This window comes from Sulfitobacter sp. TBRI5 (assembly GCF_051013555.1).
Classification (GTDB): Bacteria; Pseudomonadota; Alphaproteobacteria; order Rhodobacterales; family Rhodobacteraceae; genus JL08.
Window position 1 is genome coordinate 771,475 of sequence record NZ_CP112884.1, and the last position, 14,123, is coordinate 785,597.

Genomic DNA, 14,123 nt, shown 5'->3' on the forward strand with positions numbered 1-14,123 from the left:
TCGCGCGCCTAGTACCCTTCGCCGAATTTGTCAGCCACCAGCATTTCCAGCGCATCAGCCAAAGCATCAGCATCCGGCCCCGATGTTTGCACGTCAATAGTCGTTCCCTTGGACGCTGCCAACATCAAAAGCCCCATGATGCTGTCACCCGAGGCCGACATTCCGTCGCGCGACACTTCGGCTGTCGCATCAAACGCCTCGACAACCTCGACCAGTTTTGCAGATGCGCGGGCGTGCAGCCCTTTTTCGTTCACGATGTTCAAACTGCGCTGGGTCATAAGGGTATTACTTTCTTGAATTTCTTACGCATCCGAAGACACATTCTGGCTGTCGATGTATTTCTTGCCGGCTTCCAGCGCAGCCCGTACCGCATCGGATACCGGCAAGTCGCGGCTTTTGGCCAGTTTGATCAGCATCGGCAGATTAGCGCCGTAAATAATCCGGCGGTCTTCGGGTTTGCAGGCGCGCAAGCTCAGGTTTGAAGGCGAGCCGCCGAACAGATCGGTGACGACAACAACACCGTCGCCGGTATCGACCGCATCGGCCGCCACACAGATTTCAGTTTGCTTTGCGTCCCGATCATGGTCCGCTTCGATTGCGATAGCCCGAATGCCCGGTTGGCGGCCCACCACGTGTTCCACCGCCGACATGTATTCCTTGGCCAGCCCGCCATGCGCGACAATAACAATCCCGATCACGCCTGTTTCTTACCCTCTGCCGCGCGGCGCTCAAGCTCGCGATGCCTAATTGACACTTGCCACCCCTTCTCCGCAAGGGCTTGCGCCAATCTTTCGGTCACTGTGACCGATCTGTGCTGGCCACCGGTGCATCCAAAGCCGATTGAAAAATGTGCTTTGCCCTCTTCCGCGTAGGCGGGCAACAGGAATTCGGTGAAATCCAGCGTTTTTTCGAAAAACTGGGCAAAGCGGGCGTCTGCCGCAACATAGTCGGCCACCTGGGCATCGCGCCCGTCGAAACCGCGTAATTCAGGAACCCAATAAGGATTGTTCAGAAACCGGCAGTCAAAAACCATGTCGATGCCGCGCGGCAAGCCGCGTTTGTAGGAAAAGGAATGCAGCGAAACAGCCATCCGTCCGGGACCGACAGGCGCGAACCAGCGTTCGACCTCGGCGCGCAAGTGATGCACGTTCAGATCGGATGTATCGATCAGGATACTGGCGCGGGCGCGGATCGGGTCCAACAGATCGAATTCGCGATCTATCCCCACATCCGGGCTTTCGGCGGGGGCCAGCGGGTGGCGCCGCCGGGTTTCGGAAAACCGGCGCAGCAAGACATCGCGGCTGCAATCCAGATACAAAACCTCGGGGGACAGGTGTGACAGTCGGGCCAGATTTTCCACCGAGTCGATCAGCGCGGTGGTTGAAAAATCACGGTTGCGCGTATCAACCCCCAAAGCCATCGGGCGGTCTTCGGCGGGACCGTCAAGAAGGGTTGGCAGCAAGCGCAGCGGCAGATTGTCGATCGCCTCGAACCCCAGATCCTCCAGAACGTTGATCGCGGTGGATCGCCCTGCCCCGGAAGGGCCGGTGACAAGCACAAAGCGGCAGCGGTTCTGATCTGTTGGTCCGGGATCGGGCATGATCACTCCTTTCGACCGTGTAACAGATATAGTGCCACAGCGGCGGGAAAATGCCCGTTGTCAGATTTGTGAACCAGCGGAACAGTGTAGGGGCCTATCTGACAGGTGCGAAATGGCGGAATGCGTTCGGTTTCAACATGATCCATCGACACCACCAGCCTGATCGGGGCGCGTTTGCACACCGGCGCGTTCAACACACCTAGGCCGCGTGCTTCAATCAATCCGGCGATAGGCTCAGGGGCGGTGGCCGTGATGCCGCCGTCTTCATCTGAAAGAAGAACCCGGTCATCCGCCACCAGTTTGGCCCCAAGGGCGATAAGTTGCAGGGCCAGCGCCGATTTTCCGCTGCCCGCCGCACCCAGAACAAGCAATCCGCGATCCTGCATCGCGATGCATGTTGCATGAACCGCGCTGTCAAAAGGAGTGGCGCCCAAGGGCGAAACAAGGCTGGTTTCACGTTTGCCGGACCGCGCCACGTGTCAGACCGGAAGGCCCACAACAAACCGCGCGCCCAGGGGATCAGACGTGATATCCGCATCGGTCGGGCGGATGTTTTCGGCCCAGATCACGCCGCCATGCGCTTCGACGATCTGTTTCGAAATGGCCAGACCAAGACCCGAGTTATTGCCGAAATGCTCGTCCGGACGCTGGGAGTAGAAGCGCTTGAAAATCTTGCCCAGCGCCTGATCGGGAATGCCCGGACCGGTGTCTTCGATCACTACCAGAACACGGTTCTGCCGTTTGCGCGCCCAGACGCGGATCGCATCGCCGTCTTCGCAGAACGAAATGGCGTTGGTGATCAGGTTCACGAATACCTGGGCCAGACGCGCCTCAAGACCGTGCACGACGATCGGATCGCCGGGCAGGTCGGAAATGAAATCGATGCCTTTTGTTTTCGCCTCTTCACCCAGATATTCGCTCAGGTTTCCAAGCATCTTCAGCAGATCAAAGGGTTCTTCCTCTTCCTTGACCAGTTCGGAATCCAGACGCGACGCGTTGGAAATATCGCTGACCAGCCGGTCAAGCCGGCGCACGTCATGTTCGATGACTTCCAGCAGCTTTTCGCGTTGGTCATCGCGTTTGACGCGGCGCATCGTACCTACGGCAGACCGCAGCGATGCCAGCGGGTTTTTGATTTCATGCGCCACATCGGCGGCAAACTGTTCGTTTCCGTCGATGCGATTGTAGAGTGCGGCCACCATACCGCGCAGCGCACCGCTCAACCGGCCAATCTCGTCGGGGCGTGCCGTCAGATCGGGGATGCGGATACGCCCGGGGTTCATCTTGCGCGCGTCCTTGTCGCGGCCCAGTTCGGCAGCGGCGGCCAGATCGGAAATCGGGTTCGCAATCGTCGACGCCAGAACAAGGCTAAGCCCGATGGACACCAACGTGGCGATCACGAACATCTGCAACACGCGTTCACGTTCGCCACGTACAAGATTATCAATTTCGCCGGCAGCGCTGGTGATTGCGACTACGCCAATGGCCTGCCCGTTGTGCAAGATCGGCGTTGTGACACTGAACAGGATGCCGCCACCCGCATCCTGTGAGTTTTCCACCTGCGTGCCATTGGCCAGTGTCGCGGGTAAAAATTCCTTCAACTGTTCCTGAATCGGCGTGTCCGCATCACTTTGACCCGAGGAAAACACACGCGACACAGCGTTCCAGATCGACGACAGCCCGTCTGTAATCAGGGTTTTGCCGTTTTCGTTCGCTCTGGTGCCACCCAGCACACCGCCGTCGGTGCGCCCTTCCGTCATGGAAATCAGGGATTCGTCGGCGTTGAAAACAAAAACCTCGATGCCGCTGCGCAGATCAAGACCCGCCAATGTGCCGGAAACGTCCAGCACATCGGTATTGGTCAGATCGACAGCGGCGTCCGCAGGCAATTGCGCCTCGAACACGTCGGCGATCAATTCCGCCTCGCTGACCAGTGCATTTGCCCGCTGCAGCGCAAGGCTGTCGCGGGACGAGTTCAGGTAAAGGATGCCGGCAACCAGCACGTTCAGCGCGATCAGGTTGAACGTGATAATCTTGCGGGCAAGGGGCGATGCCTTGAGCGAGAAGAGCCCGCGCCGTTCACGGCGCACGCGCAACTCGTTTTCGACGTTGCTGTCCGGGGCGACCCAATCGTCGCCCAGAACCACATCACCATTACGCGTGGGTGGGGCCGTATCCCGCACGGACATCCTTTCGGCCAAAGCCTTCTTCTGCCTGTTTATTCTTCGTTATATCTGTAGCCGATCCCGTAGAGTGTCTCAATCGCAGAGAATTCATCGTCCGCGGTACGCATTTTCTTACGCAGGCGCTTGATGTGGCTGTCAATGGTGCGGTCATCCACATAGACCTGATCGTCGTAAGCAACATCCATCAGCTGATCACGGCTTTTGACGAACCCGGGGCGTTGGGCCAGCGCCTGCAACAAAAGAAATTCCGTTACAGTCAGTGATACGTCACGACCTTTCCAGCTTACAGCGTGACGCAGCGGATCCATCCGCAGTTCGCCACGTTCCATCACTTTGGTTTCTTCGGTATCGCCGACGATATCGCCGGCCACCGCATCCTGACGGCGCAGCAATGCGCGGATGCGTTCCACCAGAAGCCGTTGCGAAAAGGGCTTCTTGACGTAGTCGTCCGCGCCCATCCGCAGGCCAAGCACTTCGTCAATCTCGTCATCTTTCGATGTCAGAAAGATCACCGGCATGCTGGTTTTCTGACGCAGGCGCTGCAACAGATCCATTCCGTCCATACGCGGCATTTTGATATCAAGCACGGCCATATCAGGCAGTTTCTTGTTAAAGGCATCCAGAGCGGCCTGGCCGTCATTATAGGTTTCGACCTCAAAACCTTCTGCCTCAAGAGTCATGGATACAGACGTCAGGATATTCCTGTCGTCGTCCACCAATGCGATTTTCGACATGGTAAATTTCCTTATTCTGCTCGTTTTGCCTGCTTTTTTCGCGATACTTCACTTTTTCAGTGCTTAGAATCAATCTTTAACTGCGAATCGGCTGGGCAATCGTCTGCGATTTCTCCAAAAAATTCTTACGAATGACTAAATTGTCTCACAATCGGACATTTGTATGGCCAGTTTTGGCTATTGTTGCGAAAAACTAACCAATGGTGGCGCTAACTCGGAAAAAGCGTCCTGTTCATGCCTGAATCCGCCATGCTAAGAGGCCGCAACAGTGTAACACGCCTAATGCGGCGGCACGTGTTTGCCACAGTTCCGCATGCGCCCACAGGAGACCAAAGCACATGAGTTCAGGACGGGTTAACCCAAAATTTCGCCTCGAAGATCAAGGGATCACAGAGCTGGGCAATGTACATTACAACCTGATTGAACCATCCCTGATCGAAGCGGCACTGCGCAACAACGAAGGCACGCTGGGCAAGGGCGGCGCGTTTCTTGTGACAACCGGAAAATTCACCGGACGATCCCCCAAAGACAAGCATGTGGTCAAAACAGACAGTGTTGCTGATACGATCTGGTGGGACAACAACGCCGAGATGAGCCCGGAAGGCTTTGATGCGCTTTATGCCGACATGCTGGAACACATGAAGGGGCGAGACTATTTCGTGCAGGATCTGGTGGGCGGTGCCGATGCGGCCCATGCCATAGATGTACGCATGATCACCGAACTGGCGTGGCACGGGTTGTTTATCCGCCATATGTTGCGCCGCCCCGACCGTGAAGATCTGGACGATTTTGTGGCGGATTTCACTGTTATCAACTGCCCCAGCTTCTCGGCGGACCCAAAACGCCACAATTGCCGGTCGGAAACCGTAATCGCGATGAACTTTGACAAAAAGCTGATCCTGATCGGCGGCACGGAATATGCCGGTGAAAACAAGAAGTCGGTGTTTTCACTGTTGAACTACCTGCTGCCGGAAAAAGGTATCATGCCGATGCACTGTTCGGCCAATCATGCCCATGGTAATCCTGTGGATACTGCCGTGTTCTTCGGCCTGTCCGGCACCGGCAAAACCACCCTGTCGGCCGATCCGGCGCGCACGCTGATTGGCGATGACGAACACGGCTGGTCCAACCGTGGCACCTTTAACTTTGAAGGCGGGTGTTATGCCAAGACCATCAACCTCAACCCCGAGGCCGAACCCGAAATTTACGCAACCACCGAAAAATTCGGTACTGTGATCGAAAACATGGTGTTCGATCCCGACACCAAGGAACTGGATTTCGAAGATGACAGCCTGACGGCGAACATGCGCTGTGCCTATCCGCTGCATTATATATCTAATGCTTCCGCGACGGCGTTGGGTGGCCATCCGAAAAACGTGATCATGCTGACCTGTGATGCATTTGGCGTTCTGCCCCCGATCGCGCGGCTGACACCAGCGCAGGCGATGTATCACTTCCTGTCTGGCTTTACATCGAAAGTGGCAGGAACGGAACGCGGCGTGACAGAACCGGAACCGACGTTCAGCACCTGTTTCGGAGCCCCGTTCATGCCCCGGCGCCCGGAGGTTTATGGCAACCTGCTGCGCGAAAAGATCGCAACACATGGTGCTACATGCTGGCTGGTGAACACAGGATGGACCGGTGGCGCCTATGGCACGGGCAGCCGGATGCCGATCAAGGCGACACGCGGCCTGCTGACGGCTGCTTTGGAAGGATCGCTGGCCAACGCGACCTATCGCAAGGATGCAAATTTCGGATTTGAAGTGCCCGTTTCGGTGAACGGAGTTGCGGATATCCTGCTGGATCCACGCAGAACATGGGACAACCCGGAAGCCTATGACCGTCAGGCCGCGAAACTGGTCAAGATGTTTGCGACCAACTTTGAGCAATACGTGCCTTATATAGATGACGACGTGAAAGCCGCTGCAATCGGCTGATCGACAGACAGGGGCCGGATGATCCGGCCCTTTTCCGTTGCGGCATCAGGATTGCGCGGTTTTTGGGCTGAAATTGCGCAGATGCCCGACCGAGAATTCAAAAATTACAAAAACTCGCGCGCAACAATTGAACAAATGGCCGCACGTCCTAGCATTTAAGTTGCGCTGCACCTGCGAAATGATTATCGGGGTGCGAGCCGGAAAAAGGATGTTTGCAATGCCCCACGACGGACAGGATATTTCGATGACTGCCACACCTGTGTTGGACAACCTGATCACATTGACCGCCAAGGCGCTGCCGCCTGTTCAATCCGTACTTGAGACAGCGCGGACCAAGGTTCTGGACCTGGTCAGCGAGGATGGCCGCGTTTCGGGCGCGCAGGTGGAAGAAAACCAGACCGCCGCACACGGGCTGGCGTGGCTGGCCACCTATGTCCAGTCGCTGCAACAGATGCAAAACTGGGCCGAACGCCTTGTGGCCGATGGCAAGTTTGGCGAAACCGAACAAATCATCCACCAGATCGCATTCGGCGAATACCTCTGGCAGATTTATGGTGGCATCCCGATGTCGCAGGGCGAAATGCTGCGCCCGCAGGATATCGGCCTGTCACAGGACGATATGCGCGCCATGATGACCCCCGAGGTTCAGACACTTACCCAATCGGGCAACACCCAAGCCGCGCGCACGCGGCTGGTTGAACTTATGCAGGAACATTCGGCAAATACCATGGTCGGCACATCCGGTCTGGATGACGAGCTGGAAATGATCCGCGAGCAGTTCCGCCGCTTTGCCGTGGAAAAGGTTGAACCCCACGCGCATGACTGGCACCTGAAGGACGAACTGATCCCGATGGAGATCATCGAAGAGCTGGCCGAAATGGGTGTGTTCGGCCTGACAATTCCTGAAGAATACGGCGGCTTTGGCCTTTCCAAGGCCTCTATGTGTGTCGTGTCCGAAGAATTGTCGCGCGGTTATATCGGGGTCGGATCGCTGGGCACCCGGTCGGAAATCGCCGCCGAACTGATCCTTTGCGGAGGCACGGAAGAGCAGAAACAAAAATGGCTGCCGCGTCTTGCCTCGGCTGAAACCCTGCCCACAGCCGTATTTACCGAACCCAACACCGGATCAGATCTTGGGTCTTTGCGCACCCGCGCGGTGAAAGACGGTGAAGATTACAAGATTACCGGCAACAAAACCTGGATCACCCACGCGGCGCGCACCCATGTGATGACGCTGCTGGCGCGCACCAATCCCGACAGCACCGATCATCGCGGGCTTAGCATGTTTCTGGCGGAAAAAACGCCCGGTACGGACGAACACCCGTTCCCGACCGATGGTATGACCGGCGGCGAGATTGAAGTGCTGGGATATCGCGGGATGAAGGAATACGAACTCGCCTTCGATGGTTTCCACGTCAAAGGTGAAAACCTGTTGGGCGGGGAAGAGGGCAAGGGTTTCAAGCAATTGATGGAAACCTTTGAATCCGCCCGTATCCAGACCGCTGCGCGCGCCATCGGTGTGGCGCAATCCGCGCTGGATATCGCAATGCAATACGCGCAGGACCGCAAACAGTTCGGCAAACCGCTGATCGCGTTCCCGCGTGTCTCCGGCAAGCTGGCGATGATGGCGGTGGAGATCATGATCGCGCGCCAGCTGACCTATTTCAGCGCCAGTGAAAAAGACGAAGGACGTCGTTGCGATCTGGAGGCGGGTATGGCCAAACTTCTGGGCGCGCGCGTCGCATGGGCCTGCGCCGACAACGGATTGCAAATTCACGGCGGCAACGGTTTCGCACTCGAATACAAGATCAGCCGCGTGCTGTGCGATGCCCGCATTCTGAACATCTTTGAAGGTGCGGCAGAAATACAGGCACAGGTAATTGCGCGCCGTTTGCTGTCATAGCGTCAAACATACGCATACGTATGTATTATCGTATTGCGCCTCACCATACGCTATCGTACGGTAGGGCATGAGCAAACCACGCCTGACAAAAGAAGCCTGGATCAACGCCGGACTTTCCGCCCTGAAAGAACACGGGCCGGACGCGCTTAAGGCCGAGGCGTTGGCCCGCAGGCTTGGCACCACAAAGGGTTCGTTTTACTGGCACTTCAAGGATATTCCAGCCTATCATGACGGGCTTTTGGATGTGTGGCTGGCCAGTGCCGTGGATGATTTTTCCGCGACCCTGAACGCCGCCGAAACCGCGCCACTGCAACTGCGCCAGATTGCGAAGGCACCTGATGGCGACACGGCATTATCAGACCCGCAAACCGAAGCCGCCCTGCGCGCATGGGCGCAGGGAAACCATACGGTTGCGAATGTTATCGCCGAAGCGGATGAACGACGCACGCAGATGATCACGGATTTGCTGCGCCAGTTGGGTGTGACAGATAGTGATTTTGCCGCTGTCCTGTTTGCCGCCCGCATCGGGCTTCAGATGCAGGACCATCCGCGCCAGAGTGAGGCCATCGAAAAGCTGGTTGATCTGATCCTTGCCCTGCGCTGAGGCACCGACGAAAAGGGAAGTATTGAAAATGCGTCTGACACTCTGTGCCGCAGCTGTTGCACTGTCCGCCTGTCAGGGCGATGAAACCGTATCGGCCTATGGCGGTGCGGGAAAAACATGGGTGCTGCGCGAAATTGACAACGCACCGTTCACGGCGCGGACAACGCTGACCTTTCCAGAGCCGGGTCAGATCACCGGCCAAGGCCCGTGTAACGGGTACAGCGCCACGCTACGCGTTCCCTATCCGTGGTTTGATGCGGAAAACCTGATTTCGACAAAAATGGCCTGCCCCAATCTGGCGCAGGAAACGGTCTATTTTCAGTCTCTGGATGCCATGAGTCTGATCGAAGTGCTGGGCGATGTCATGTTGCTGTCCAACGAGGCGGGGCGACAGATGGTGTTCAAAGCCGGCGGTTGAAGGCCGCTACAAATCTGGCACGCGCATCGGGCAACGGCTTGTTGCCCAGTTCGGGCGCCAGCCGCTGTTCCAGAAAGTAACCTGTTGTATCAAAGGCCTGCGAGATTTCGGAATCCGGTGCCGTCCCGATCCCGCGCAGGCAATCGGGAAGCGCCAGCATCCGGTCAGCCCATTCGCCCGCCCCTGCACGCGACACCGCGCGCCCGCTGCGCGGCGATACATATACCAGATCGTCCGTGGCCCCCGTTACCGCGCAAACGCTTAAATCCAGCCCGAACCCCATATCTTCCAGCAGGGCCAGTTCCCAGCGCAGATAGGCCAGCGGCCAGATATCGCCCTGATCCAGCAGGTCCAGCACCTGTTCGCTGCGCGCATAAAGGTTCTGATGCGCCTCGCGTTCGGGCAGACAGAACGCCAAAAGGGCGGTAACGGCGTTCAGTCCCGCCAGGGCCAACCGATCCGACATCGCGCCGGCACGGCTGCGGATCGGTTCGACCGTGTAACTGCCGATATGATCCTCAAGCCGCGCGCGCCAGGTCACATCAAGCTGCGCGCCCGGTTGCAGGATCGGGGCGATTTTCCGGCTGGTGCCGCCACGTACAACACCGGCATGCCGCCCGTGGCTTTCGGTAAACACCTCGACAATCGCCGAGGTTTCCCCGTGGCGTCGCACGTTCAGTAAAATGCCATGATCGCGCCATTCCATAGCGGTACTTTAGCGTGCCGACGTGCTGTACGTAAGCCGCCGGATCACAAGGCAGGCGCTATTCAAGGCCCGGTTCATCCAGCAAATGGCGCCCGTCACGATCTTCGACCTCGATCACCCAAAGATCGGGATCAAAACTGCGCTGCCGGGCGATGGCGCTGTCTACTTCCGGTTCCTGGCCGGACAAAAGGCTGTGCCATTGCCGCGCACCTGACATCAGATCAAACCCGCGTTGAAAGCAGGTTGCATTGCCATCAAGTGTGTTCAGCTTGACCAGAACCGCCCCCGCCGTGTTGTCGCCATGCGCCACCACGTAGGCGGGGATGTTGTATTGCCGCAACCGCGCCAGATAGGCCTGCACCCAGAATTCTGCCGTCAGGCGTGTCATTCATTACCGTCTTTGAAATCCAGCCCCATTTCAGAATAGCGTTCGGATTCCTCAAGCCAGTTGGGCCGCACCTTGACCTGTAGAAACAGATGGATCTTGCGATCCAGAAACGCTTCCAACTCGGCGCGGGCCGCCTTGGATACGGCTTTGATGGTTTCGCCCTTGTTGCCCAGAACAATGCCTTTGTGCCCGTCACGCATCACATAGATGATCTGATCGATCCGCGCGCTGCCGTCTTTGCGTTCTTCCCAGTTTTCGGTTTCGACCGTCAACTGATAGGGCAGTTCCTGATGCAGGCGCAGCGTCAGCTTTTCCCGGGTCATTTCCGCGGCAATCATGCGCATCGGCAGATCGGCAATCTGGTCTTCGGGATAGAGCCACGGACCTTCGGGCAGGGCTTCGGCCAGCCATTCGCGCAGGGCGTCGACGCCGTGGCCCTTTTCCGCCGAAATCATGAAGGTTTCGGCAAAATCAAAACGGTCGTTCAAATCCTTGGTCAGTCCCAAAAGCACTTCGGACGCAACGCGATCGATTTTATTGATGGCCAGCGCCACAGTGCGGCCTTTGCCGATTTCTTCAAGACCGGTCAGGATACGTTCCACCCCTTCGGTCACGCCGCGATGCGCCTCGACCATCAGCACGATTACATCCGCATCCGATGCTCCGCCCCAGGCGGCGGCAACCATGGCGCGGTCCAGCCGTCGTTTGGGCTGAAACAGTCCGGGTGTATCGACAAACACGATCTGGGTGTCACCCTGCGTCGCCACGCCGCGCACGCGGGCGCGCGTGGTTTGCACCTTGTGGGTCACGATCGAAACCTTGGCCCCGACCATACGGTTCAGCAATGTCGACTTGCCCGCATTGGGCTCTCCGATCAGGGCGACAAATCCGGCGCGGGTCATGGTGTTTCCAATCGGGATAAAAGAGTCTTGGCAGCCGCTTGCTCGGCCTGCCGTTTCGATCCTGCGGTCGCGGTTTCGGTCTGCCCGTCAGCCAGCGAAACCTGAATGGTGAACACAGGCGCGTGATCCGGCCCGGTTCGCTTGACCTCGGTATAAGACGGGGGCACCTGCCCGCGGGCCTGCGCCCATTCCTGCAACGCAGTTTTGGCATCACGCGCGTCTTCTTCTACTGCGCCGATGCGACTGCCCCACAAGCGCAGGATCATCGCTTGCGCGGCATCAAAACCCGCATCCAGATAAACGGCTGCAATCACCGCTTCCATGGCATCGCCCAGCAGGGCCTGCTTGCGCCGTCCGCCTGATTTCATTTCGGACCGGCCCAGCTTCAGAACGGCGCCCACATCGATATCGCGTGCGATATCGGCGCAGGTTTCCTTGCGTACCAGCGCGTTATAGCGCGGCGCCAGCGTGCCTTCGGGCGCGGATTGATCATGTTCCAAAAGCGCCTGTGCCATCACCAGGCCCAGGACGCGGTCGCCCAGAAACTCAAGCCGCTGGTTATCGTCGCGCGTGGGCGAGGACATGGAAGAATGTGTGACCGCGCGCACCAGTAAATCAGGACTGGAAAAACGGTGCCCTATCCGCGTCTCGAACGCATGCAAGTCGGATGAAAGCTTCAATCGATCCTCTTGAAATACCGGTCCGACCGCCACGTCCAGAAAAACAGCATGGAACTGCCCGCTGACGAAAACATGATCCGGTCTGCCCGGCCAATCAGGTTTTCGTAAGGGACAAACCCGACGCCACCAACGCGCTGGTCAAGCCTGCTGTCCGAGGAATTATCGCGATTGTCGCCCATAAAGAAGTATTCGCCGGCCGGAACTGTAAACACACCCGTATTGTCAGAAGATTGTGTCGTCACGTTCAGAATGGCATGCGATACGCCGTTGGGCAGTGTTTCGATCTGTCGTGATTTCTCGCAGATGCCACCTTCGCCAACGGGGCCGTTTTCACAGCGCGGGCGCAGCCGTTGCGGGCCCTGCGCGATGGCGGGTTCGCTAAACACACCGTCGTCCTGCAACTCGACCGGATTGCCGTTGATGTGCAAAACAGAATTCTTCATCTGGATCGTATCACCGGGCAAGCCGATCAGCCGTTTGATGTAATCCTGACCGGATACGGGATGGCGGAACACCACAACATCACCGCGTTCGGGATCACCGCCAAACAAGCGGTTGTTGCTGCCTTTGAACACGCCGCAGATGTCTTCGGCGTCCACATTCAACCCGACAGACGGAATGATCAGGCTGGGGCAGGATGCATAGGAATAGCCATAGGCCATTTTGTTCACGAACAGGAAATCACCGATCAACAGCGTTTCCTTCATCGACCCTGAAGGAATCCAGAAGGGTTGATAGAACAACGTGCGAAAAACGCCGGCAATCAACAGCGCGTAAACGATCGTTTTGATCGTTTCGACAAATCCGTTTTCTTTCTTCGCCTTGGCGGACATTTTTGCCTCTCCGATGCCGGTGATATTGCTGCGCTACATGCGGGCGCAGCAGGGTTAAGTCAAGGGACGCGCCTCGATCAGGACAAAGGCCTGCGCCCAGGGGTGATCATCAGTCAGGGTGACGTGAATGATCGCTTCGTGCCCCGGCGGCGTCATTTCCGCTAGGCGTTGCGCCGCCCACCCTGTGACAGTCATCACAGGTTGTCCGCTGCGGATGTTGCTGACGGCCATATCCTTCCACGAAATGCCCATGCGCAATCCGGTGCCCAGCGCCTTTGAACATGCCTCTTTCGCCGCCCAGCGTTTGGCATAGGTGCCTGCGGTATCCTTGCGCCGTTCGGCTTTGCGCTGTTCGGTTTCGGTGAACACACGGTTGCGAAACCTGTCGCCAAAGCGATCGAGCGTGCCCTGAATACGTTCGATGTTGGCAAGATCGGTCCCGATGCCAAGGATCACTTTCGCGCCTCGTCCATCAATCTGCGCATTTCGGCAATCGCCGGTTCCAGCCCGCGAAAAATCGCCTCTCCGATCAGGAAATGGCCGATGTTCAGTTCCATCACCTCGGGAAAGGCCGCGACCGGCGCGACCGTATCATAGGTCAGCCCGTGTCCGGCGTGCACCTCAAGCCCCAGAGAGTGGGCGAACGCGGACATATCTTCCAGTTTGCGCAGTTCTGTCTGGCTGGATTTGAAATCACCTTCGGCGAAATGATCGCAATAGGCCCCGGTGTGAAGTTCGATTACCTGCGCCCCGATCCGGTGCGCGGCTTCGATCTGGCGCCGGTCTGCGGCAATAAAGATCGACACCCGGCATCCCGCATCGCGCAGCGGCGCAATGTAGTGGGCCAGATGGTTTTCTTCGCGCGCCACTTCCAGCCCGCCTTCGGTGGTGCGTTCTTCACGCTTTTCGGGCACGATGCACACCGCGTGGGGTTTGTGGCGCAATGCAATCTGTTGCATCTCGGGTGTGGCCGCCATTTCAAAATTCAGCGGAACCGTCAGAATGTCCATCAGACCTTCGATATCGGCATCGGAAATATGGCGGCGGTCTTCACGCAGATGTGCGGTTATCCCGTCCGCACCCGATTCCTGAGCGATACGCGCGGCACGCAGCGGATCAGGGTATTTCCCGCCACGCGCATTGCGCACGGTTGCCACGTGATCAATATTTACGCCCAGTCGCAATTTACCTGTCGATGTCATCCTGTGGCCCTTTCTGTCGTGTTACCGGCG

The 14,123-nt window shown here is 57.7% G+C and carries 17 protein-coding genes; 4 read left to right on the forward strand and 13 right to left on the reverse strand.

Features of this window, described 5'->3' with window-relative positions; genetic code table 11:
* Nucleotides 1-8: 8 nt before the first annotated feature.
* Genes OLX72_RS03955 through OLX72_RS03980 form a run of 6 tightly spaced genes read right to left on the reverse strand, consistent with a single transcriptional unit; the run spans nt 9 to nt 4,520 of the window.
* Nucleotides 9-278, reverse strand: coding sequence for an HPr family phosphocarrier protein (locus OLX72_RS03955; RefSeq protein ID WP_114868822.1), 270 nt, complete (start codon nt 276-278; stop codon nt 9-11).
* A 24-nt stretch (nt 279-302) separates the two neighbouring features.
* Complete coding sequence (locus OLX72_RS03960) at nt 303-698, reverse strand: PTS sugar transporter subunit IIA (RefSeq protein ID WP_114868821.1); 396 nt, start codon at nt 696-698, stop codon at nt 303-305.
* Nucleotides 695-1,600: an RNase adapter RapZ gene (gene rapZ, locus OLX72_RS03965; RefSeq protein ID WP_114868820.1), complete on the reverse strand. Its 906-nt coding sequence runs from the start codon at nt 1,598-1,600 to the stop codon at nt 695-697. The genes OLX72_RS03960 and rapZ overlap by 4 nt, the downstream gene beginning before the upstream one ends.
* 2 nt (nt 1,601-1,602) lie before the next feature.
* Complete coding sequence (locus OLX72_RS03970; RefSeq protein WP_433989860.1) at nt 1,603-2,076, reverse strand: HPr kinase/phosphorylase; 474 nt, start codon at nt 2,074-2,076, stop codon at nt 1,603-1,605.
* A 3-nt stretch (nt 2,077-2,079) separates the two neighbouring features.
* Complete coding sequence (locus OLX72_RS03975) at nt 2,080-3,789, reverse strand: sensor histidine kinase (RefSeq protein WP_205389033.1); 1,710 nt, start codon at nt 3,787-3,789, stop codon at nt 2,080-2,082.
* A gap of 29 nt (nt 3,790-3,818) precedes the next feature.
* Nucleotides 3,819-4,520 carry a response regulator transcription factor gene (locus tag OLX72_RS03980; protein ID WP_114868819.1) on the reverse strand — a complete coding sequence of 234 codons (702 nt, stop codon included), beginning with the start codon at nt 4,518-4,520 and terminating at the stop codon, nt 3,819-3,821.
* Between the two features lie 338 nt (nt 4,521-4,858).
* Between OLX72_RS03980 and OLX72_RS03985 the strand changes: the two genes are divergently transcribed.
* The 4 genes from OLX72_RS03985 to OLX72_RS04000 all read left to right on the forward strand — a co-directional run bounded on the left by OLX72_RS03985 (nt 4,859) and on the right by OLX72_RS04000 (nt 9,382).
* A complete protein-coding gene (locus OLX72_RS03985) occupies nt 4,859-6,457 on the forward strand; it encodes a phosphoenolpyruvate carboxykinase (protein WP_114868818.1) in 1,599 nt (532 codons plus the stop codon).
* 217 nt (nt 6,458-6,674) lie between these two features.
* Entirely contained in the window at nt 6,675-8,360 is a 1,686-nt protein-coding gene (locus OLX72_RS03990; protein WP_114872054.1) for an acyl-CoA dehydrogenase family protein, read from the forward strand.
* A gap of 67 nt (nt 8,361-8,427) precedes the next feature.
* On the forward strand, nt 8,428-8,964 hold the full coding sequence (locus OLX72_RS03995; RefSeq protein WP_114868817.1) for a TetR/AcrR family transcriptional regulator: 537 nt from the start codon (nt 8,428-8,430) through the stop codon (nt 8,962-8,964).
* A 28-nt stretch (nt 8,965-8,992) separates the two neighbouring features.
* Nucleotides 8,993-9,382 carry an META domain-containing protein gene (locus OLX72_RS04000; RefSeq protein WP_433989861.1) on the forward strand — a complete coding sequence of 130 codons (390 nt, stop codon included), beginning with the start codon at nt 8,993-8,995 and terminating at the stop codon, nt 9,380-9,382.
* Here OLX72_RS04000 and recO read toward each other — a convergent pair.
* The 7 genes from recO to OLX72_RS04035 are packed head-to-tail and all read right to left on the reverse strand — an operon-like array spanning nt 9,366 to nt 14,093.
* Complete coding sequence (gene recO, locus OLX72_RS04005) at nt 9,366-10,088, reverse strand: DNA repair protein RecO (RefSeq protein ID WP_114868815.1); 723 nt, start codon at nt 10,086-10,088, stop codon at nt 9,366-9,368. The genes OLX72_RS04000 and recO overlap by 17 nt on opposite strands.
* 58 nt (nt 10,089-10,146) lie before the next feature.
* Nucleotides 10,147-10,476 (reverse strand): DUF1491 family protein, encoded by a 330-nt coding sequence (locus OLX72_RS04010; protein ID WP_114868814.1) that lies wholly within the window; start codon nt 10,474-10,476, stop codon nt 10,147-10,149.
* Entirely contained in the window at nt 10,473-11,378 is a 906-nt protein-coding gene (gene era / locus OLX72_RS04015) for a GTPase Era (RefSeq protein ID WP_433989862.1), read from the reverse strand. Before era ends, OLX72_RS04010 begins: the two co-directional genes overlap by 4 nt.
* Nucleotides 11,375-12,058, reverse strand: a complete 684-nt coding sequence (gene rnc / locus OLX72_RS04020; RefSeq protein ID WP_114868812.1) for a ribonuclease III — start codon at nt 12,056-12,058, stop codon at nt 11,375-11,377. Before rnc ends, era begins: the two co-directional genes overlap by 4 nt.
* On the reverse strand, nt 12,055-12,891 hold the full coding sequence (gene lepB / locus OLX72_RS04025; RefSeq protein ID WP_114868811.1) for a signal peptidase I: 837 nt from the start codon (nt 12,889-12,891) through the stop codon (nt 12,055-12,057). Before lepB ends, rnc begins: the two co-directional genes overlap by 4 nt.
* A gap of 54 nt (nt 12,892-12,945) precedes the next feature.
* Complete coding sequence (gene acpS, locus OLX72_RS04030; RefSeq protein ID WP_114868810.1) at nt 12,946-13,347, reverse strand: holo-ACP synthase; 402 nt, start codon at nt 13,345-13,347, stop codon at nt 12,946-12,948.
* Nucleotides 13,344-14,093, reverse strand: a complete 750-nt coding sequence (locus tag OLX72_RS04035; RefSeq protein ID WP_114868809.1) for a pyridoxine 5'-phosphate synthase — start codon at nt 14,091-14,093, stop codon at nt 13,344-13,346. Before OLX72_RS04035 ends, acpS begins: the two co-directional genes overlap by 4 nt.
* Nucleotides 14,094-14,123 lie beyond the last annotated feature (30 nt).